This is a genomic window from Streptomyces sp. DT2A-34 (genome assembly GCF_030499515.1).
Taxonomy (GTDB): domain Bacteria; phylum Actinomycetota; class Actinomycetes; order Streptomycetales; family Streptomycetaceae; genus Streptomyces.
Map to the genome: position 1 here is coordinate 6,664,289 of NZ_JASTWJ010000001.1, position 19,417 is coordinate 6,683,705.

At 68.5% G+C, this 19,417-nt stretch carries 17 protein-coding genes and 2 pseudogenes; 11 read left to right on the plus strand and 8 right to left on the minus strand.

Going from position 1 to position 19,417, the window contains the following annotated elements; all coding sequences use genetic code 11:
- The first annotated feature begins 31 nt into the window (after positions 1 to 31).
- On the plus strand, positions 32 to 289 hold the full coding sequence (locus QQM39_RS29985; protein ID WP_302000668.1) for a hypothetical protein: 258 nt from the start codon (positions 32 to 34) through the stop codon (positions 287 to 289).
- Positions 290 to 488: 199 nt separating this feature from the next.
- On the opposite strand, the gene QQM39_RS29990 is transcribed toward QQM39_RS29985, so the two are convergent.
- The gene (locus tag QQM39_RS29990; RefSeq protein ID WP_302000669.1) at positions 489 to 1,076 is read right to left on the minus strand and encodes a TetR family transcriptional regulator; all 588 of its coding nucleotides are present in this window, start codon (positions 1,074 to 1,076) and stop codon (positions 489 to 491) included.
- Positions 1,077 to 1,205: 129 nt separating this feature from the next.
- On the opposite strand from QQM39_RS29990, the gene QQM39_RS29995 reads away from it, so the two are divergent.
- Positions 1,206 to 2,681, plus strand: a complete 1,476-nt coding sequence (locus QQM39_RS29995) for an FAD-dependent monooxygenase (protein ID WP_302000670.1) — start codon at positions 1,206 to 1,208, stop codon at positions 2,679 to 2,681.
- Positions 2,682 to 2,693: 12 nt separating this feature from the next.
- Here the strand turns inward: QQM39_RS29995 and QQM39_RS30000 are convergent, their stop codons facing one another.
- On the minus strand, positions 2,694 to 3,215 hold the full coding sequence (locus QQM39_RS30000; protein ID WP_302000671.1) for a MarR family winged helix-turn-helix transcriptional regulator: 522 nt from the start codon (positions 3,213 to 3,215) through the stop codon (positions 2,694 to 2,696).
- Between the two features lie 162 nt (positions 3,216 to 3,377).
- Here QQM39_RS30000 and QQM39_RS30005 point away from each other — a divergent pair, with 162 nt between their 5' ends.
- From QQM39_RS30005 to QQM39_RS30015, 3 genes and pseudogenes are all read left to right on the plus strand, one after another.
- Positions 3,378 to 4,328: an EamA family transporter gene (locus QQM39_RS30005; protein WP_302000672.1), complete on the plus strand. Its 951-nt coding sequence runs from the start codon at positions 3,378 to 3,380 to the stop codon at positions 4,326 to 4,328.
- 35 nt (positions 4,329 to 4,363) lie between these two features.
- The gene (locus tag QQM39_RS30010; protein WP_302000673.1) at positions 4,364 to 5,275 is read left to right on the plus strand and encodes a DMT family transporter; all 912 of its coding nucleotides are present in this window, start codon (positions 4,364 to 4,366) and stop codon (positions 5,273 to 5,275) included.
- 14 nt (positions 5,276 to 5,289) lie between these two features.
- A pseudogene (locus QQM39_RS30015) lies at positions 5,290 to 6,238 on the plus strand (LysR family transcriptional regulator).
- On the opposite strand, the gene QQM39_RS30020 reads toward QQM39_RS30015, so the two are convergent.
- Entirely contained in the window at positions 6,225 to 7,004 is a 780-nt protein-coding gene (locus tag QQM39_RS30020) for a GntR family transcriptional regulator (protein WP_302000674.1), read from the minus strand. The pseudogene QQM39_RS30015 and the gene QQM39_RS30020 sit on opposite strands and share 14 nt — an antisense overlap.
- Positions 7,001 to 7,543, minus strand: coding sequence for a GntR family transcriptional regulator (locus QQM39_RS30025; RefSeq protein ID WP_302000675.1), 543 nt, complete (start codon positions 7,541 to 7,543; stop codon positions 7,001 to 7,003). The genes QQM39_RS30020 and QQM39_RS30025 overlap by 4 nt, the downstream gene beginning before the upstream one ends.
- Before the next feature lie 208 nt (positions 7,544 to 7,751).
- Here QQM39_RS30025 and QQM39_RS30030 point away from each other — a divergent pair, with 208 nt between their 5' ends.
- Genes QQM39_RS30030 through QQM39_RS30040 form a run of 3 tightly spaced genes read left to right on the plus strand, consistent with a single transcriptional unit; the run spans position 7,752 to position 9,674 of the window.
- Positions 7,752 to 8,126, plus strand: a complete 375-nt coding sequence (locus QQM39_RS30030) for an ATP-binding protein (protein ID WP_302000676.1) — start codon at positions 7,752 to 7,754, stop codon at positions 8,124 to 8,126.
- Positions 8,113 to 9,240, plus strand: a complete 1,128-nt coding sequence (locus QQM39_RS30035) for an adenosylhomocysteinase (RefSeq protein WP_302000677.1) — start codon at positions 8,113 to 8,115, stop codon at positions 9,238 to 9,240. The genes QQM39_RS30030 and QQM39_RS30035 overlap by 14 nt, the downstream gene beginning before the upstream one ends.
- 11 nt (positions 9,241 to 9,251) lie before the next feature.
- Positions 9,252 to 9,674, plus strand: a complete 423-nt coding sequence (locus QQM39_RS30040; protein WP_302000678.1) for an NUDIX domain-containing protein — start codon at positions 9,252 to 9,254, stop codon at positions 9,672 to 9,674.
- A 349-nt stretch (positions 9,675 to 10,023) separates the two neighbouring features.
- Here QQM39_RS30040 and QQM39_RS30045 read toward each other — a convergent pair whose 3' ends face one another.
- The 3 genes from QQM39_RS30045 to QQM39_RS30055 all read right to left on the minus strand — a co-directional run bounded on the left by QQM39_RS30045 (position 10,024) and on the right by QQM39_RS30055 (position 13,846).
- The gene (locus QQM39_RS30045; RefSeq protein ID WP_302000679.1) at positions 10,024 to 11,259 is read right to left on the minus strand and encodes a hypothetical protein; all 1,236 of its coding nucleotides are present in this window, start codon (positions 11,257 to 11,259) and stop codon (positions 10,024 to 10,026) included.
- 1,235 nt (positions 11,260 to 12,494) lie between these two features.
- Entirely contained in the window at positions 12,495 to 12,821 is a 327-nt protein-coding gene (locus tag QQM39_RS30050; RefSeq protein WP_302000680.1) for a helix-turn-helix transcriptional regulator, read from the minus strand.
- Positions 12,818 to 13,846, minus strand: a complete 1,029-nt coding sequence (locus QQM39_RS30055) for a tyrosine-type recombinase/integrase (protein ID WP_302003776.1) — start codon at positions 13,844 to 13,846, stop codon at positions 12,818 to 12,820. Before QQM39_RS30055 ends, QQM39_RS30050 begins: the two co-directional genes overlap by 4 nt.
- Positions 13,847 to 13,960: 114 nt before the next feature.
- Between QQM39_RS30055 and QQM39_RS46295 the strand changes: the two genes are divergently transcribed.
- The 3 genes and pseudogenes from QQM39_RS46295 (at position 13,961) to QQM39_RS30070 (ending at position 16,767) form a co-directional block, all read left to right on the plus strand.
- Positions 13,961 to 14,299, plus strand: coding sequence for a hypothetical protein (locus QQM39_RS46295; protein WP_367669237.1), 339 nt, complete (start codon positions 13,961 to 13,963; stop codon positions 14,297 to 14,299).
- Positions 14,300 to 14,569: 270 nt separating this feature from the next.
- Positions 14,570 to 14,875: pseudogene (locus tag QQM39_RS30065) on the plus strand (LysR substrate-binding domain-containing protein); the annotation flags it as partial.
- Between the two features lie 95 nt (positions 14,876 to 14,970).
- A complete protein-coding gene (locus tag QQM39_RS30070; protein ID WP_302000681.1) occupies positions 14,971 to 16,767 on the plus strand; it encodes a hypothetical protein in 1,797 nt (598 codons plus the stop codon).
- A 63-nt stretch (positions 16,768 to 16,830) separates the two neighbouring features.
- On the opposite strand, the gene pepN is transcribed toward QQM39_RS30070, so the two are convergent.
- Positions 16,831 to 19,407: an aminopeptidase N gene (gene pepN, locus QQM39_RS30075; RefSeq protein WP_302000682.1), complete on the minus strand. Its 2,577-nt coding sequence runs from the start codon at positions 19,405 to 19,407 to the stop codon at positions 16,831 to 16,833.
- Positions 19,408 to 19,417: the final 10 nt, after the last annotated feature.

Consider the following 19,417-nt stretch of genomic DNA (forward strand, 5'->3'; position numbering starts at 1 on the left):
GCCCCTCCCGGCGTTCGGTACTTTTGGCCCCGTGGACAAGAAGAACGCCCTGCGCGCCGGCGCCCTGGCTGCCGGTACGACGCTGATGATGCTGCTCATGTCGTCCCCTGCGCTCGCGCTCACGCGTGACGACGGCGACGACCCCGGTCCGGGCCTGAGCGTCATGGAGACGCTGGGCCAGTTCGTCTTGGCTCCGATCGTGCTGTTCGCGGTCATCGCGGGCCTCGTGATGGTCCTGGACCGCTCCACGGACCGCCAGCCGAAGGCGAAGGTCAAGGCGAAGGCCTGACCAGGGCGGCTCCGTCCGGTCACAGCTTCCCCGAGGGCGCCGGCCCCGTCGTATGTATGCGCATCCGCCGTACGTACGACGAGGCCGGCGCCCTCGGTGTGTTCACAGGCGGGCGGCCCGCACGGACGGGTGACCTTCACGAACGCGTGGCTTCACGAACGCGTGACCTTCAGGAACGTGACCTTCACGAACGCGTGACTCACGCCGGATACGGCGCCGTCAGATACCGCTGCACGGTCGGCGCCAGCCATGCCACGACCTCCTCGGGGGCCAGGTCCACGGCGGGCGGAAACCGCAGTACGTAGCGCGTGAGCGCCAGCCCGAGCAACTGCGCCGACACCAGCGCCGCCCGCGCCGGGGCCTGCTCGGGGTCGGGGCACACCCGGCGGGCGACCGGCAGCAGCTGGTCCCCGAAGATGCTCCGCATGCGCTCGGCCCCGGCCTGGTTGGTCGCGCCGACCCTGAGCAGGGCCGTGAGCACCTCGTTCTTCTCCCACATGGCCAGGAAGTGCGTCACCAGCGCCCGGCCGACCTCGTCCCGGGGGAACGACGCCGGGTCCGGCAGCTTCAGATCTATGGCGACGGCCGCCGCGAACAGGCCCTCCTTGTTGCCGTAGTACCGCATCACCATCGACGGATCGATGTTCGCGTCCTTGGCGATGGCACGGATGGTGGCGCGGTCGTAACCGTCGGCCGCGAAGCGCTCGCGGGCCGCGTCGAGGATCGCCGTGCGGGTTGCCTCGGAGCGGCGGGCTGGGGTGGGAGTGGGGAGCCTGCTCTGCGTCATGCCAACAAGTGTAGGCCTACAAGCGTTGACGACTTGTTCGGGGCGGCCCTATTGTTGCCAACAAGCGTTGACCAACGGCTGTTGACCAACAGTTGTTGGCCCGCGAGTGTTGGCAACCAGGAGGCCACCATGACCACCACGAACGGCACCGGCACCGGCACCGACCCCGCCCACCCCGTGCTCGTCGTCGGCTCCGGCCCCACCGGTCTCCTCCTGGCCGGTGACCTCGCCGCCGCCGGCGTCCCCGTCACCCTCGTCGAGAAGCGCCCCCACAAGACCAGCAACCTCTCCCGCGCCTTCGGCGTGCACGCCCGCACCCTGGAACAACTGGACGCCCGCGGCCTCGCCGACGACCTGCTCGCGACCGGCAGCACCATCACCGAGCTGCGTCTCTTCCGTCGCCTCTCCCTCGATCTCGGCACGCTGCCGTCCCGCTTCCCGTTCCTGCTCATCACCCCGCAGTACGAGGTCGAGCGGCTGCTGGAGCGGCGGGCGCGTGAGCTCGGTGTCGAGTTCCTCTTCGAGAGCGAGGTCGTGGGGCTGCGGCAGGACGACAGCGGGGTCGACCTCGATGTGCGCGGCCCGGACGGGACGGTCGGCACGCGCCGTGCCGCCTATGTCGTCGGCGCGGACGGCCACCGCAGCGCCGTACGACAGGCCGTCGGCCTGCCCTTCCCCGGCGTCTCCGTCATCAAGTCCCTCTTCCTGGCGGACGTACGGCTCGCCGAGCGGCCCGAGAGTGTGCTCACCGTCAACGGCGCCGGTGACGCCTTCGCGATGATCGCCTCCTTCGGTGACGGCTGGTACCGCGTCATGGGCTGGAACCGCCACCGCGAGGTCCCCGACGACGCCCCGCTCGACCTCGACGAGGTCAAGGAGGTCACCCGCCGCGCCCTGGGCACCGACTACGGCATGCACGACGCGCGCTGGCTCTCCCGCTTCCACAGCGACGAGCGGCAGGCGCCGCGGTACCGGGTCGGTCGGGTCTTCCTCGCCGGCGACGCCGCGCACGTCCACTCGCCGGCCGGCGGCCAGGGCATGAACACCGGCCTCCAGGACGCGGCCAACCTCGGCTGGAAGCTCGCCGCGGTCGTCAAGGGCTGGGCGCCCGAGGCGCTCCTGGACACCTACCAGGCCGAACGCCATCCGGTCGGCAGGGCCGTGCTGCGCAGCAGCGGCGGGCTGGTCCGGCTGGCGAGGGCGCAGAACCCGGCGTTGCGCGCCGTACGTGCCCTCGTCTCCGCCTTCGTCAACGCGGCCCGGCCCGCCCAGGCGAAGGCGCTGGCCCAGATCTCGGGCATCGGCTACAGGTACCCCGCCCCGCGCGGCTCCCACCGCCTGGTCGGCACCCGTGTTCCGGACGTGGCTCTGGAGAGCGGCCGCCTCTACGAGGCCCTGCGTGGCGGACGGTTCGTGCTGATCACGCCGAAGGCGGCGGAAGTGCCCGAGGGCCAAGCCTCCCGCAAGGACCGGCCGGCCGTGGAACGCTGGGCGAGCGACCGCCGTACGGCCGTGCTGGTGCGGCCCGACGGGTACGTGGCGTGGGCGTCGGACGCCGCGGACGTGCGGGCGATCGAGGCGGCGGTCGCCGCGCACGTGGGGTGAGCGGAGCCCCGCCTACCGGTGGTCGGGCGTCCCCGCGAGCAACTCCCGCAACAGGTCGGCCAGTTGGTAGGCCTGTGCGTCGTCGAGGGCGGACAGCGCCTCCGTCTGGACGGCCAGGCCGGCGCCGACCGCCTGGTCGATGATGGTCAACCCCTTCTCGGTGAGCGTGACTTGCAGACCGCGGCGGTCGTGCGGGTCGGGGGAGCGGCGCAGCAGGCCGGCCCGTTCCAGCTTGTCGAGCCGGCCTGTCATGCCTCCGGTGGTGAGCATCAGCGTCGCCGAGAGCTGGCGGGGCGAGAGGGTGTAGGGCTCTCCGGAGCGGCGCAGGGTCGCCAGGACGTCGAACTCGCCGCGCGAGATGCCGTAGGGCGCGTACGCCTTCTCGATGCGGTCGCCCATCGTGCGCGAGAGGCGGTAGATCCGCCCGAAGACCTCCATCGCCTTCGTGTCGAGGTCGGGCCGCACCGTCGCCCACTGGTCGATGATCGCGTCGACGGGGTCTTTGCGCTGTGGGCGCTGCGGGCGTTCGCTCATGCGTCGAGTATCGGCGGTCTGATGCTGGCCTGCAAGAAAGTAGCTTGACGGAAAGTGACTTAGCGCTAAGCTACTTCCTGCTTACCTACTTCACGCCTACTTCACCTCTGGCCTACTTCCCGCTGACCTGCTCTCGGCCGACCTACTCGAAGGGTGCATCCCGTGGCCGCCAACCGTGCCGCCCTGATACTCCTCACCGCCCTCGCGCCCATCTCCTGGGGCACGACCTACGCGGTCACCACCGAGTTCCTGCCGGCCGACCGCCCCCTGTTCACCGGCCTGATGCGCGCCCTGCCCGCCGGTCTGCTGCTGCTCGCCCTCGCCCGGGTGCTGCCGCGCGGCGCCTGGTGGTGGAAGGCTGCGGTGCTGGGGGCGCTGAACATCGGCGCCTTCTTCCCTCTCCTCTTTCTCTCCGCGTACCGGCTGCCCGGGGGCATGGCGGCCGTTGTCGGCTCGGTCGGCCCGCTGTTCGTCGTGGGTCTTGCGGCCCTGTTTCTCGGGCAACGGCCCACAGTGCGCAACGTGCTCATCGGGGTCGTGGCGGCGTTCGGTGTCAGCCTGGTGGTGCTGAAGGCGGCCGGTGCGCTCGACCCCGTCGGGCTGCTGGCGGCGCTGGCCTCCACGGCGGCCATGTCCACCGGCACCGTACTGACCAAGCGGTGGGGGCGCCCCGAGGGTGTCGGCCCGCTCGCCCTCACCGGTTGGCAGCTCACCGCCGGCGGCCTGCTCATCGCGCCCCTCGCCCTTTTGGTCGAGGGCGCCCCGCCCGCGCTCGACGGCCGGGCGGTCGGCGGCTACCTCTATCTGGCGCTGGCGAACACGGCGGTCGCGTACTGGCTCTGGTTCCGTGGCATCGGCCGCCTGAGTGCCACGCAGGTCACCTTCCTCGGCCCGCTGTCCCCCCTGACCGCCGCCGTCGTCGGCTGGGCCGCGCTGGGGCAGGCGTTGAGCCCGCTCCAACTGGCGGGCATGGCACTGGCGTTCGGGGCGACGGTCGTGGGGCAGATCGGGGCGGGCCGGGCCGGACAGGCTTCCCCGAGAATGTTCGGTTCTGCTGAAAAGAAAGATCGGAAAGACTCGATGGACCTGACGGGTCCGGCGCTGCGACGGTAGATCGACCCCGATCACCGACCAGCGAAAGGATCTCCGTGACTGTCGTCCTCCCCAGGACAGCCACAGCCACGCCGACCCCCCTTCCCAGGGCGGCCGCCCTCGGCATCGCCCTCGCCACCGTCGTCTGGTCGGGCAGCTTCGTCACCTCCCGCACGCTGCACGACAGTGTGCCGCCGGTGCAGCAGGCGTTCTGGAGATGGCTGGTAGCGCTCGTCGCGGTGGCTCCCTTCGGCGCCCGGCAGGCCTGGGGGCAGCGGAAGGCGATCCGCCGTCACCTCGGCTTCGTACTCCTCGCCTCACTCCTCGGCGTCACCGCATACAACACCCTCGTCAACCAGGCCGGGTTGACCACGCCGGCCGCCAACATGGGCATGATCATGGCCGCTTCGCCGGTCCTGATGGCCGTGTTCGAACGGGCCGCGGGGATACGGCTGGGCGCGCGCCGGGTGGCCGGTCTGCTGACGGCCTGTGCGGGCGGCGTGCTGCTGATCGGAGGTGGCGCGGGCGGTGCCCGGTTCGCGGCAGGGGACCTGTGGATGGTGGCCGCGGCCTGCTGCTTCGCGTCGTACAGCGGTCTGTTGCGACGCAAGCCTGCCGAACTGGGCGGGGCGGCCTTCCTGTTCACCACGTTCCTGCTGGGCACGGTCCTGCTGTTGCCCGCGCAGGGAGTCAGCCTGGCGGTGCAGGGCGGCTTCGAGCCGACGCCCGGGACGGTCCTGCCGATCCTGTACGTGGGAGTCGTCTCCTCCGCCGTCGCCTTCTTCGCCTGGAACCGGGCGATCGCGCTGGTCGGTCCCAGCCGCGCCGGGGTCGTCTACTACCTCCAGCCGGTGTGCGTGTCCCTGCTGTCCTGGGCGCTCCTCGGCGAGACGACTGGCTGGACGCAGTTGCTGTGCATGGCGCTGATCCTCGGCGGGGTCGTCCTCGGTGCGACGGCGCGGCGGTGACGTAGGTTGCCGCCATGGTCGAGTGGGACATCCGGAAGCTTCAGATCCTGCGGACGCTGCGGGAACGGGGGACCGTGACGGCGACGGCCGAGGCGCTGCGGATGACGCCGTCGGCGGTGTCGCAGCAGCTGACGAATCTCGCCAAGCAGCTCGGGGTGCCGCTGCTGGAGGCACAGGGGCGGCGGGTACGGCTGACGGACGCGGCACGGCTCGTGCTGCGGCATGCCGAGGCCGTGTTCGAGCAACTGGAGCGGGCGGACGCCGAGTTGGCGGCGTACGCGCACGGCGAGGTGGGGGAGGTGCGGGTGGGCGCCTTCTCCACGGCGGTCCCGGCGCTGGTCGTACCGGCCGTGCGGGCGCTGCGGGCGGCGCATCCCGGGGTGGTCGTACGGGTGCGGGAGGCCGAGGCCGCAGAGGCGTACGAGCTGCTGGCCGCCGGTGAGGTGGACCCCGCATTGTCCCTCGCGGCGCAGGCCCCGACCGTGGGGGACCTGCGCTTCACACGGGTGCCGTTGCTTGGCGGATCAGCTGGACGTCGCCCTTCCCCAGGGGCACGAGCTGGCGACCACCGAACCGCTGCGGCTGGCCGACCTCGCCGCCGAGGACTGGATCTTCGGCGGAAGCGGGCCGTGGTCCGACATCACTCGGGGCGCGTGCGAGGCGGCCGGGTTCAGCCCTCGGCAGGGCCACTCCGCGGCCGGGTGGACGGCGATCCTGGCGATGGTGGAGGCCGGGATGGGGGTGGCGTTGGTGCCGCGGATGGTTGCGGTGGGGGGCGGGGTCGTGATGCGGGAGCTGGAGGAGGAGCGGCCCGTTCGGCATGTGGTGGGGGTGGTGCGGAAGGGCGGAAAAGACTGGTCGGCGGTCGGAAGGGTGCTCAACGCTCTGCGAACCGTTGCCACCGCGCATGCGGGGACGCCGGACCCCGCTGATCGCGTGCGATGGAGAGTCACTCAGGCGTGAACTCGTACTGAAGCTCGTAGAGATGACCAGCCTTGACCATGACGGTGACTTCGATGGGACGCTGCTCGTCGCTGTACACGACGCGCAGCGTACGGAGAACCGGCAGGTCGCTGGGCAGGTTCAAGGCCTGGTACTGCTCTTGGGTGGGGACTCTGGCGGAGACTCGGTCCACGCTGAGGCGCGGGGGGTGGCCGAGTTCGGCGAGGAGGGTCGGAGTGCCGCCCTTGATCTTCCGCTTGTCCGTGATGACGGTCCCTTGGACGATGGCCATGGGGTAGTAGGACTTGACCAGCTCGACCGGTTCGCGGTCGATGGAGAGCACCTGATGCCGCAGCAGAGCTGTCTCGCTCTCGGCGAGGTTCAAGGCGGCTGAGACGTCGGCAGGGGGACGGACCTCCGCCACATCCAACAGCGTGCTGTGAGCCTGGGTTCCGTGCTTCGCTGCCTCGGTCAGCCACCGGTAAGGCTCACCCGCCCCGGCCGGAGCCATGAACGCGGCGGGGTGCATGGTCCGCTGCCGATGCTCGCGGACGGTGACCGCCGCTCCGGCGCGGCCGATGACCAGGCGCTCGTCCTTGAGGACCTGGAGTGCCTTCTGAATAGTGGCGTTGGAGGCGTCGAATCTCGCCTTGAGCTGGGCGGTGGAGGGCAGCTTGGCGCCCGGCGCCAGGTCGCCGCTCATGATCTCGTCCCGAAGATCGGCGGCGATACGCTCATGGAGGGATCGCGGGTCCGAGGGGTCGTTGTCGATGGTGGACACAGTCATCCGATCTTGATCTCGTAACGCAGCCGCTGCCGATGGGCCGGCATGACCATCAGGTCGGCCTGTATGGGCTTGTCGTCGCCGTCCAGCGTGACCCTGCTCAGCCGGAGGACTGGTTCGTCCGCGCCCAATTGAAGAGCCTCGCGTTCGTCCTTGCCGGGCATACGCGCGGTGACGTCCTCACGCACTCGTGCGCCGACGTGCCCGAGCTCGGCGAGGAAGGTCACGGCACCACCGGGGATCTTTCCCTTCTCGGCGAGACGGGTGCCGCGGGCGATGCTCGGCGGGTAGTACGTGTCCGTCAACTCGCAAGGCTTGCCATCCAGTTGGATGATCCGTCGGCGTACGACAACCGGCTCTCCCGTGTGCAGGCCGAGGAGGGCAGCGACTTCGTCCGGAGCGGGCACTTCCCCGGCGAAGGCGATGCGCTGACTGCCCTTGCCCCCGCGGCTGGCGGCTTCGGCTCCCCAGGCGTCGGGCTGCCCCTTCTCCCGTGGTGTCAGGTACGGCATCGAGATGCTGACCCACGCGCTGTCGCTCACGGTTTCCTCCGGCGGGGCGGGATTCCAACCTTGCTGCTTTACACGTTAAGCGACTCGCACAATTGCCCGCTTCCCCAACGGCGGGGCCAACCTATCTGCTTTTCGCGAATAGTGATACAGTCGCCGGTGATCGTACACCCCACGAAACAGGCGGTGATTCACCGTGCCCTTGTCACGGCAACGACGTTTTCCTCGCGCCCGCGGCTCCGTGAGCGCCGCACGTGCCTTCGCCCTCCAGACGCTGACGGAGTGGGGCTGCGCCGATCGGCATGACGATGTACGGCTCTGTGTCTCGGAGCTCGCGACGAACGCCCTGCTGCACGGTGTCCCGCCGGGGCGTGAGTTCTGTCTGACGGTTGTCACCGACGGTTCGATGGTCCGCGTCGAGGTCCGGGACAGCGGGGACGGGCGTCCGGAGGTGGCAGAGGGGCGAGTCGACGACTGCGGGGGGCGGGGGCTTCGTCTCGTGACCGCCCTGGCCGATGACTTCGGAGTCACCGCACACAACCCTGGAAAGACAGTGTGGTCGGTGTTCAAGACTGCCGCCGCGAGGATCGAGGAGCCCTGCGATGGAAGCATCTGAACGCGCCCGGCTCGACGCCTACTTCGGTCGGATCGCCTCTCGTTTCGCTCCGTCGGCCGAGCCTCCGGTCGCACTCCTGATCACACACCTGTTACCCGAGCGACCCGCCTTCGTGCGGGGCGTGGCGGCGGTGACGGATCTGCGAGCGGTGCTGCCCAAGCCCAAGTCCGTGCATGCCGAGGCACTGCGCGAGATCGAGGGCAGCGGGTACGTGTGCGACAAGCTGTCGCGTGAGTTGTTCGCCGATCCTGATCGGGCGGTGGGATATGTCGAGGCGCGCGCGGCAGGCCGCCCCGTCGTACTGCTCGATGTGGGCGGCTACTTTGCCCCGTCGCTCGAAACACTGTGCGACCGTTTTTCGGGACGGATCCTCGGCCTGGTCGAGGACACCGAGAACGGCCATCGCCGCTACGCAGGCCTCGACAAGCTCCCGTGTCCGGTCGTCTCGGTGGCACGCTCGCCCCTGAAGGAGCCCGAAGACTTCCTCGTCGGGCAGTCGGTGGTGTTCTCCACCGAGGCACTCATGCGCAGCCGGGGCGACATCCTGCACGGCCGTACGGCACTGGTGATCGGCTTCGGCAAGCTCGGGTCGAGCATCGCCCGCCTGCTGCACGCCAAAGGGGTGCGTGTCACGGTGTACGACACCGACCCGGTACGCCGCACACAGGCGCTCTCCCAGGGCTTCGCTGTGGCGCGTGCACTCGTGGAGGGCCTTGAGGGCGCGGGACTCGTCCTGTGCGCCACGGGTGCGCTCTCGCTGCGAGGTGAGGACTTCGGACGGTTACGCAACGGCGCATATGTCGCCACCGTGACGAGCAGCGAGGACGAGCTCGAACTCGCCGGTCTACCCGACGTGTACGAGCGCGCCCACGTCGGCCGACACATCACCCGGTATCTGACGACCGGGCACTACTTCTACCTTCTGAACGGAGGAAACGCCGTCAACTTCCTGCACGGCGCCAGCGTTGGGCCGTTCATCTTCCTCGTGCAGGCCGAGATACTCGCCGCTTCCGCTGTACTGGCCCGCGGCGGACTCGGTCCCGGCCTGCACGAGATCGGCCCGGCGGACCGTGCTGCCATCGCCGCGACCTGGCTCGACTACTTCAACCGGTGAGGAGACACTCCATGACCGTCACGGCCGACCACATCCGCGAGACCCTCGACGACTACCTCGACGTCCATCCGCGCGACAAAAAGGGGCGGCTCGTCGATCTTCTTGAGCTCCTCGACGCTTCCGCCGCCCTCACCAGCCGTAAGGAGTTCCGGGGGCACGTCACGGCAGGGGCGCTCCTTGCCGACCCCGCCGGCCGCGTGCTCCACGTCAGGCATGTCGCACTGAACCGCTGGCTCCTGCCCGGCGGACACCTTGAGGCGGACGACATCAGCCTCCTCGCCGCCGCACAACGGGAACTGTCCGAGGAGACCGGCATCCCGGCCGCCGTCGTCATCCCGGCCGGGCATCGTCCCGACTGGGGAAGAGGCAGTGTTCCAAACTTGCGCTATTCGGGTCGGAACAAGCTCACTGCCTATGCCTCGGGTGAGCCTTGAGGATCGTTGGCGGCTGGGCTAGCGTTCGAGGACTTGTCAGTACCAGCACCTTCAGGAAGTCGACATGCCTCGCCGAACACCGGGCGAGATCAGGTCTCAGCTGCCGCTTCGGGACACAAGGCACGCCAGGCGAACCGTCATACGAGGGCTGTCAGCGTCAGCGAACCGACAGATAGCTGCATTCGAGCGCGAGCGAGGCTTGCCGAGGGGCGATGTCGCGCTCGCCTTCCGACGCTGGGCTCTGCGTGCCGGGCGACCCCGTAGTGCTGAAGAGTGGCGCTACGGGTACTCCGACGTCCCAACCGGGCACATCCGCACACTGCTGGAAGTGACGGCTCGGAACCTGCGTTCACGGGCGCGGCGAGAGCTGCGAGCCGCGCTGGCTCCCGTCGACGCCCGGATCCTCGGCAGAACGGTTAACGACCCGTTCGCTCCACAGGATCTTCCCTGGTGGCAACGGCGCATCGAAATTTGAGTCGGTCCTTTTGCCTGGGGGAAGGGGGGCAGTGTCTGATGCCTGCACTTCCTGGAGCGCGAGGTAGTCGGTCCAGTTCTGTTGGGCGAATTTGGCCCACTGGAAGGCGGTGGAGGCCGAGAGGCCGAAGAGGTCACTGACCACGATCGGCGGCAGTTCGGTGATGGCGGTGATCATTGCCGTGTTGCGTGCCGCACGGGTGGGGAGATCGTGGTTCCGCAGCCGTTTGATGAGGTGGCTGGCGCTCAGGGGGCGACCTGCGTGCCGACCAGGGAGAAGGTAGTCGGGCCCGGAAGACGCGCGGGGCTTGAGCATCGAGCTGGCCCGCGGGCTGGCTATGTGGGCCTTGATGAGCCGGGCGAGCGTCGGAGGCAGCAGCACAGGGTGGCGATCGATGGTGAGGAAGGCGCCGGCGTCGTTCAGTTGGAATTGGGAGGTGGTGATCTCTTTGATGCGCGAGATGGGGAGTGCGTAGAGGCGGATCAGGGCTCCCACGATGCGAAGTTCTCGGGGCAGAGCCTCGTCTGTGAGGCATCTCCGCAGCTGTTGCTCGTGCTCGTCGTCCGTCTGGAAGTTCGCAGGGAATCCCTTGCGGGCGAGTTGTGTATCGAGCGGTCGGGTCAGCTTTCGCTTCGTAAGCCATCGGACGAAGGAGTGGACAGCTTGCCGTCGGGTGGGGTTCTGCGTGAACCACAGATCCAGGTCCTCTTGGTGCACGTCCGGGAGGGTGAGCTGGTGCTGGTCGAGCCAGTTCAGCAACAGGATTGCGGCTCGGATGTTGCCACGGTCGGCCTTCGCGGCGCCGGGAGTGTAGCGTCCGCGCTCCGCTCGGCGGCGTGCGTCCTTGATGACGTGCCATTCCGCGAAGGGGCTGACAATCCGGGACTGGTGTGGGGGCAGGGCTTCGAGAGTGGCTCTCGCCCAGAGCTCAAGCCGGGCGAAGGTCTCGTGGCGTTCGGGGAGGGCTCCGGTCACGACAAGGTGGTGCCGGACGTTGCGAGTGACCGTGCTCTGAGGCAGCCGGTCGAGGAGCTCATGACTGATCTCGGTGTGCTCCGTGGTGAGTTCATCGAGGAGTCCAGCCGCGGCGCTGGTCCGCAGCCAGCTCATGACCGACCAGGGCTTCTCCGCTCGGGTGAGCGCGTCGGCAAGGGGCTGAAACGGCGGGGCGATCGTGCCATCGGGCCCTGCGAGAAGTTGGGCGACTCGATCGGTGATAGCACAGCGGGTGCATCGGCCGTGGGCGTAGATGTCGCCGGGGTAGTCACATTGTCTGCAGGTCGTGTGCAGGTCAGGGCGTCCGCTGCAGGGGCCGCAGAGGCCCCCGCCCTCCGAGGTGCGTCCCGCGGCTATGCGGGTGTTGCCGCATTCGACGCAGGTTCGGGGGTTGCGTCGGCGGTGGTGGTAGCAGGTGCTACAGAGCACGCCGACCGGGTAGGTCGCGGTCACAGGCTTGGACTTGCCGCAGTCAGCGCAGGTCCTTGGCGTCCGTGGCTGGCAGCTGTGGCAGAGGAAGGTGCCGCCTCTGCGAACTGCACCTCGGCGTTGATGGCCGCACGCCTCACAGACCGCGATGTGATGGCGCGAGCACGGCTCGCAGATGTCGGGGCTCGTGTCCGTGGCACGGATCTTGATGGTGGTGGTCTGTCCGCAGATGCCGCATGGGCGCGTCGGCCGTTCGTAGCAGCGGGGGCAGATCGGGCCGGCGTCTGTGATGGTGCTGGCGCGGGCGACGGTGCCGCAGTGGACGCAGGAGCGTTTGGGGCGAGGGCTACAGGAGGAACAGAGGTTCGTGCCGTCCGGGCGCCGGCTGGTGGGACGAAGTCGCTGGCAGCGGTCGCACTGACGGTGGTTGACGGGGTCCTTCTGGAAGCAGGAGCGGCAGACCGGGCCGTCTGCCGTACGACTGTGGATGCGAGTTTGACGTTCGCATCGGGTGCATTGCTGAAGGCGGTCACGTTCGACGCACCAGTTACAGAGACGCCCGACGGGCGAGTTGCGAGGCAACGGGTCGTCGGTGCGTCCGCAGAGTGCGCAGGCGAGCCTGGTGACGGCGAAGCCTGCCGCAGCCAGTTCCAGCAGGAGCCTGGGAAGAGCTGCCGGGCTGTGAGATTTCGGTGCGGTGAGCGCGTCAGGGTGTTCGGCCAGGTGGGCTGCCAAAGCTCGGGCCGGTCGAGGCTCCCAGGCGTTGGCTGTCTCCAGGATGCGCTGAGCGTCGCTGGAGGTGAGTTGTGATCCGGCAACGGCCTGGACGCGTCCTATCAAGTCGGTTCTGCATCGTGCCAGTTCGGCCCGGTTGCGGCGCACCCTCGTGTTGGCCCGGCTGGGCCGGCTCACTGGAGCGCTCACGTACCTGGGCGGCGGACGACCGTCCGGCGCGGTTGCGTGGGCGGGGCGACGTCGGAGTCACCGCCAGCGGTCTTACGGACCTGAACGTTGACGACTTCGGGCTTGATGAGGTCGTTGGGTGTGCAGTCGAGGATGTCGCAGAGGGCCACCAGGGTGTCCATGCTCATGCGCTGCGGGGCCTGGGTGACCAGGCGGTAGACCTGTTCGCGCGAGAGCTGGATTCCGCGTTCGGCGAGCAGGGGAACCAGGTCGGTAGTCTGGAACATGCCGCGTTCGGCCATCAGCTGACGCAGCTGCCAGTGGTATCCCATCTTCTTGATCACGTGGTCACGTCCCAGACGTCGCCCAGCCGGTTCTTCAACGCCGCCTCCAGCAGGTTGTTGCGGTACTCGTTCGACACTCCCATATAGATCGCCGTCGTGGATGCGTGAGAGTGCCCGACCTGCTCTTGGACGAATCGTGCCGGATATCCGAACTCGGTGAGATGGGTGATGTAGCTGTGGCGAAGGCAGTGCAGGTCCAGATCCGGATCCAGCCCGGCCGCCTCGCGCGCGGCGGTGAAGGCGGAGTTGATCGACCGAGGCGACAGGCGTCCCGCGCGCTCGGTGACCCACAGTGCCGGGTGGCGTCCCGGGACCAGATGTGGGCGTATCTCGGCCTGCCAGTGCTTCAGGACCTCGACCACCCAGTCCATCTCCGGGACGGTCAGGACCATCCGCCGCTTCGGCGGAGCACCCTTCGACGACTTGCCGAAGCGCACCATCATCGAGCCGAAGTTCCCGAAGTCCGGCGCTTGTCTGTTGCGCCGCAGGTCCACGAGGTCCAGACGCGACGCTTCGGTTCGCCGTATGCCGAAGGCGTAGACGGTTTTGATGACGGCCGCGTCCCGCATCGCTGTCAGGGCGCCCTTGCGTCCCTGTCCCCGGATCTTGGATGGCAGGGCGTCAGCGGCGTCGAACAGGGCCTGGACCTCGTCGTAGGTCAGCGGCCGGCGCCGAGGGTCTCCCTCGTACTCGACCGTGTGCATCACCGAGTTGCCTTCGTGGAAGACCTCTTGAGGCACCTCGCCGAACCGCTCTTCGCAGACCTTGAGCCAGTGGTAGCGACTGTCCCTCAGGTACTCGACGAAGAGACTGATGATGACTTCGTAGCCGCGGGCGGTCGACATCTGGATCGGCGTCTGGCCACCTCGCAAGTCTGCGATGAATGCCTCGCCCTCCGCTGGCGTCCACTGCCACGGATAGAGCCCGGTGAACTCCTCGAACCGCTCGATCAGCCGCCGCCGCGGGCCGATCGTCGAGCTCTTCAGAAAGCGAGCCGACTGCTGCCTCGCCCACCCATCGAGCATGGCCTTGAACACCGCGGCCGCCGGGTCCAGATGAACCACATTCCGGGCGAGGACAAGGGAGGCCGAACCCGGCGCTGTCGCACTCACGCCGCTGTTGTATCAGGTGCATCATTGTTGAATCAATACGCAGCAGCCCAGGTCAAGGCCATGCCGCTTCAACCGTTCCCTTTCCATCGACGCGCCGGAGCAGCCAAAATGGCGTCCTCACCACTAGACGGAATGTTGCATCCAATGCAACTCATCCCGTTTGTCCACATCGACGCCCACCCCATCCCGGCCAACCCTGCCAAGGGCGAGCCGGATCACCAGCACTTCGACTTCCGGTTCCTCTTCCGCACCTCGGCCGACGTGGTCGAACTGCAAACCGAGGAAGTCTCCGCCGCAGCTTGGCGCCACGCCGACACGATCGAGAACGAAACGCTTCGCAGCCGAGTACTTGCGGCGCTGCGCTGACGTGGGTCCTTTGCGATGAGGGCGCCCAGCGCAGCAGCACCGGGCGCCCCTGTCGACGTACGTAGGACGACCGTTACTGCTCCGCCGCCACGTCCGCGGCCTGCGCCTTCAGCGCCCGTTCCACGCCGCCCAGGACTCCGAGACGAGGCGTCGCGGGGCCGCGTTCGGTTCTGCCGACGACAGCCACGCGTCCGTCTTGCGCAGCGTCTCCTCGGAGACCTGGATCGCCGGGTAGAGGCCGATCGCGATCTTCCGGGCGATCTCGTCGGAGCGGGAGCCCCAGATGTCCTTGACGACCTCGCCGCCGAGGACTGGGTCTTCGGCGGAAGCGGGCCGTGGTCCGACGTCGCCCGGGGCGCGTGCGAGGCGGCCGGGTGGACGGCGATCCTGGCGATGGTGGAGGCGGGGATGGGGGTGGCGTTGGTGCCGCGGATGGTTGCGGTGGGGTCGTGATGCGGGAGCTGGGGGGAAGAGCGGCCCGTTCGGCATGTGGTGGCGGCCGTGCGTAGGGGTGGGGCGGATGCCCCGGTGGTGGGGAGGGCGTTGGAGGCGCTGCGGGGGGCGGCCGTCGGTTAGTCGAGCATGGCGATCCTTGTTCTGGCGTTCACGGGCGACGGGACGGGATGTCGGTTCCCACTGGATCGCAGGGTGTCGAACCCTAGACTTCGGCAGTGAACGCCGACGCCGACTGGCCGTTGTGCGCCTCGCGGGGAGGAGATCGCATGCAGGACCCTTCGGACTCGACGGAGATCGCCGAGCCTGAGGAGAACGGCCAGAGCGATACCGCCGACTCACCTGTTGTGGACGATCCGACACCCGACTCGGACATCGACTCGGCGACGGCATCGACGGTTCTGGCGGAGGTGCTCCCAGGAGTTGCTGTCGTCTTCGGTGAGGTCCCGGCGGAACTCAAGCCCGATCTGATCGACTTCGGGCTCGTGTCGGCCGCCGACCGCAAGCAGATCTCCACTGTCCTCGCCTCGATCGGAAACACGGCGGCCGTGGCCGGCAACCTCGGAAACGCATTCGCCGGCATGCAGGGGCTCTACAGGATCAACGACGCGACACAGGCCCTGCTGAGGGCCGGCGGAACGCTCGCCGTCAAGGACGGCGCGAACCTCGGAGCAGTGTTCCTCTCCGGTCGAATCGCTGGTCAGGCCCGCTTCATCCCGGTGACTGCGGTGAGCGCGGCGCAGACCGCGGCCGCGCTCGGGCCGGCGCTGGCCATGGTCGCCCTCCAGATGCAGCTGAGTGAGGTCACGAGCCTTGTCAGGACCAACATCGCGCTGACAAGCCAGGTACTCACAGCCATCCGCCACGAGCAGTGGGCCGAACTGACGGGGCTCGTTGCCACCGTCGATCGCGCAGTCGGCCAGGCGCGAGAGATCGAATCGGTCCCCACTTCCTTGTGGGACAGCGTCGCGGGTAGTGGAGCGTCGCTGGACAAGCAGCTTGACGTCTACCGACAGAACGTCCGCCGCCACGTCGGGCAGATCGATCGGCCCGACACGCGTCGCCACCGTGAGTATCTTCAGACGAACACCGAGGCCATCGTCTTCGACGCCTACGCCCTCCTGTCCTCCGTCAAGGCCTGGACCGGGTATCAGGCGCTCCGCGCCGGAAGGGCGAGAGCCACTGGACGCGAAGACGCTCACGAGGCACGGCTCGTCGACGTCATCGCGCGTGACACTCGTGCGGAACTCGACTCCGCTCTCGCCGAGACGACGAGCCTCGTCGCCTCGCTGACGCGGGAGCTACGAATCATCGCCGAGCTCCCCGGACGCGAGACACTGGCACAGTCACTGACGGGGAAGCGGAGGGACTCGAAGGCGGCTCGCCAAACCTCCGCCCGTCTTCTGGAGGCGATCGAGCCTCTTGCCGATGCTCTCCGTCCGCCGGCCCCTCCGCTCAAGGCTCCGGACGTCGTCTGCGCACCTGAATCGCTGGATCTCGAGCCGAACCTTCGCGTCCTGCGATGGTTCCTCGAGGACGGCGAGACCCTACGCGTCCTCGGCTTCCCCGACCAGCTCGATGCCCTCGGTCCGATTTCCGCGATCCTCGGCGGAGCGAAGGAGAAGTTGGCGGCAGCGATGGACAAGGCTGGGGCAAAGACACTGGTCGCTGTCACGGATCGCCGCATCATCACGGCCAAGACGAACGCATTCCTTGAGCAAGGCGAGATTCGTCAAGTCATCCCTCTCGACCAAGTGCGATATGTCCGTGCAGCGACCGCACAGGACAGAAGCGCGCGCTTGGTGATCGACCTCATCACGCGCGACGAGAGCATCCGGTGGCTCTTCCATGCTGACATCGACAACACCCAAGTGGACGCGCTCGCCGCCGTACTTGCCGAGTCGATGACGATCCCGGACGCTGAACGCGATGAGCTTCAACGGCGGCGCTACGCCCCGATCGAGGCGGGCAAGAAGAGCGAGAGCACTGGCACGAGGTCTTCGGCGTTGCGCTGAGGTGGACGAGGGCGCCCGGTGAAGCTGCGCCGGGCGCCCTCATCGACGTACGTACGACGACCGTTACTGCTCCGCCGCCGCGTCCGCCGCCTGTGCCTTCAGCGCCCGCTCCACGCCCGCGCGGGACTCGGAGATCAGGCGTCGCAGGGCCGCGTTCGGCTCCGCCGAGGACAGCCAGGCGTCCGTCTTGCTCAGGGTCTCCTCGGAGACCTGGAGCGTCGGGTACAGGCCGACCGCGATCTGCTGGGCGATCTCGTGGGAGCGGGCGTCCCAGACGTCCTTGACCACCTCGAAGAACTTGTCCGTGTAGGGGGCGAGGAGTTCGCGCTGGTCGGTCTGGACGAAGCCGCCGATGACCGCTTCCTGGAGGGCGTTGGGGAGCTTGTCGGAGTCGATGACCGACGACCAGGCCTCGGCCTTGGCCTCGGCGGTCGGGCGGGCGGCGCGGGCCGTGGCGGCGTGGCGCTCGCCGGCCGCCGTCTTGTCCCGCTCGTACTCGCCGGCGATCTCCGTCTCGTCGAAGCGGCCCACCGCCGCCAGGCGCTGGACGAACGCCCAGCGCAGCTCCGTGTCGACGGCCAGGCCCTCGATCGACTGGGAGCCGTCCAGCAGGGCCTCCAGGAGATCGAGTTGCTCGGGCGTGCGCGCCGTCGCAGCGAAGGCCCGCGCCCACGCCAGCTGGTGGTCGCTGCCCGCCACAGCCGAGCGCAGGTGGGCCAGCGTGGCGTCCGTCCAGCGGGTCAGCAGGGCCTCGCGGGCGGCCGGGTCGGCGTACAGCTCGATCGCGAGCTTCACCTGGCGCTGCAGCGACTGCACGACGCCGATGTCGGACTCCTTGCCGATGCCCGACAGGACAAGGGAGAGGTAGTCGCGGGTGGCGAGTTCCGCGTCGCGCGTCATGTCCCAGGACGACGCCCAGCACAGGGCCCGCGGGAGGGAGGCCTCGAAGTCGCCGAGGTGCTCGGTGACGAAGGCCAGGGACCGCTCGTCGAGGCGGACCTTCGCGTACGACAGGTCGTCGTCGTTGAGGAGGACCACGTCCGGGCGGCGCGTGCCCGACAGCTGCGGTACGGCGGTCAGTTCGCCGTCCACGTCCAGCTCGATGCGCTCCTCGCGCAGCAGCTTGCCGGTCGCGTCGTCGAGGTTGTACAGGCCGACCGCGATGCGGTGCGGGCGCAGCGTCGGCTCGCCCTTGGCGCCCGTCGGCAGTGCGGGGGCCTCCTGGCGGATCGCGAAGGACGTGATCACGCCGTCGGCGTCCGTCTCGATCTCAGGGCGCAGGATGTTGATGCCCGCCGTCTCCAGCCACTGCTTCGACCACGCCTTCAGGTCGCGGCCGGAGGTCTCCTCCAGGGCGCCCAGCAGGTCGGACAGGCGGGTGTTGCCGAAGGCGTGGCGCTTGAAGTACGCCTGGACGCCCTGGAAGAACTCGTCCATGCCGACGTAGGCGACGAGCTGCTTGAGGACGGAGGCGCCCTTGGCGTAGGTGATGCCGTCGAAGTTGACGAGCACGTCGTCCAGGTCGCGGATCTCGGCCATGATCGGGTGGGTGGACGGCAGCTGGTCCTGGCGGTACGCCCACGTCTTCATCTGGTTGGCGAAGGTGGTCCAGGAGTGCGGCCAGCGCGACTCGGGCGCGTACGCCTGGCAGGCGATGGACGTGTACGTGGCGAACGACTCGTTCAGCCACAGGTCGTTCCACCACTCCATGGTGACCAGGTCGCCGAACCACATGTGGGCCAGCTCGTGCAGGATGGTCTCCGCGCGCGTCTCGTACGCCGCGTTCGTCACCTTGGACCGGAAGACGTACTGGTCGCGGATGGTCACCGCGCCCGCGTTCTCCATCGCGCCCGCGTTGAACTCCGGCACGAACAGCTGGTCGTACTTCTTGAACGGGTACGCGTAGTCGAACTTCTCCTGGAACCAGTCGAAGCCCTGCCGGGTCACCTCGAAGATCGCGTCCGAGTCGAGGTACTCGGCGAGCGAGGGCCGGCAGTAGATGCCGAGCGGCACGCTCTGCCCGTCCTTCTCGTAGACGCTGTGCACGGAGTGGTACGGGCCGACGATGAGCGCCGTGATGTACGTCGAGATGCGCGGCGTCGGCTCGAAGGACCAGATGTTGTCCTTGGGCTCCGGGGTGGGCGAGTTGGAGATGACGGTCCAGCCGTCCGGCGCCTTCACGGTGAACTGGAAGGTGGCCTTCAGGTCGGGCTGCTCGAAGGACGCGAAGACGCGGCGGGCGTCCGGGACCTCGAACTGGGTGTAGAGGTAGGCCTGCTGGTCGACCGGGTCGACGAAGCGGTGCAGGCCCTCGCCGGTGTTGGTGTAGGCGCAGTCGGCCACGACCCGCAGGACGTTGGGTCCCTCCAGCAGGCCGGACAGGGCGATCCGGGAGTCCTTGAAGACCTCGGCCGCATCGAGCGCGTCACCGTTGAGGGTCACCTCGTGGACGCTCGGGGCCACCAGGTCGATGAAGGATTCGGCGCCGTTTTCGGCGACGTCGAAGCGCACCGTGGTCACGGACCGGTAGGTGCCGCCCTCCTGCGCGCCGGAGAGGTCGAGATCGATCTCGTACGAGTCAACGGTGAGCAGCTTCGCCCGCTGCTGTGCCTCTTCGCGAGTCAGGTTTGTGCCAGGCACGCGGTCATCT